Origin of the sequence: Microtetraspora sp. AC03309 (assembly GCF_020826795.1) — a bacterium.
Taxonomy (GTDB): domain Bacteria; phylum Actinomycetota; class Actinomycetes; order Streptosporangiales; family Streptosporangiaceae; genus Microtetraspora; species Microtetraspora glauca.
In genome coordinates this window covers 1-682 of record NZ_JADDIL010000320.1, presented here as the reverse complement: position 1 = coordinate 682, position 682 = coordinate 1, and the positions used below count along the sequence as shown (strand labels likewise).

Here is a 682-nt window from a genome sequence, read left to right as displayed (position 1 = left end):
GTGGGACGCGGCCCCGATCAGCCACCAAGACGCCGAATCCCAAGCGGCGCAAACCTTGCTCGCACTACTGGGGATCCCCAACGCCGCCAAGATCGACGTCGAAGCATTGTGGAAGCCCAGAATGTTGCCAGTAGGCACCGGTGAGCCGGTCATCCTGGAGCCCATCCTCAAAGCGCCGATGGGGGTGCAACCCAACGGGGCGCCCCTGCTACACGATCTCAAAGACGAAGCTGACGGGGGCTTCGGCCCGCACGGGCTGATGATCGGCATGACCGGATCGGGAAAGTCGACCACGCTGGCCGCGTTGGCATTCGCTGTCTTCGCCCAGCACTCACCCGACGTCGTCCAGGCCATCCTCGCCGACTTCAAAGACGGTGCCGGGTTCGAGACCTTCGCCGGCTACCCGCACGTGGCGGCCATCATCACCAACATGGAGGAAAAACGGTCCCACGTCGAGCGTTTCGGCGACACTCTTCTAGGCCTTCTCGACTTGCGCGGCCGCATCTTCTACGACGCCGGCATGAAGTTCCAAGGCGCCCCGTTCACCTCAATCGTCCAGTACAACGAGGCGCGTGCCACCCCCGCAGGTGCACACCTGCCACCGGTGCCCTACATGCTCGTCTGGGTCGATGAGTTCTCGCTGCTGCTCAACGAGCACCCCGAGTTGGCCGATGTCTTCGAC

General features: G+C 63.6%; 1 protein-coding gene. It reads left to right on the top strand.

Translation table 11 applies throughout. The annotated features are described in order from the left end of the window. The coding region (locus tag IMZ11_RS43090; RefSeq protein WP_255708155.1) for an FtsK/SpoIIIE domain-containing protein at positions 1-682 on the top strand (682 nt) is incomplete at both ends.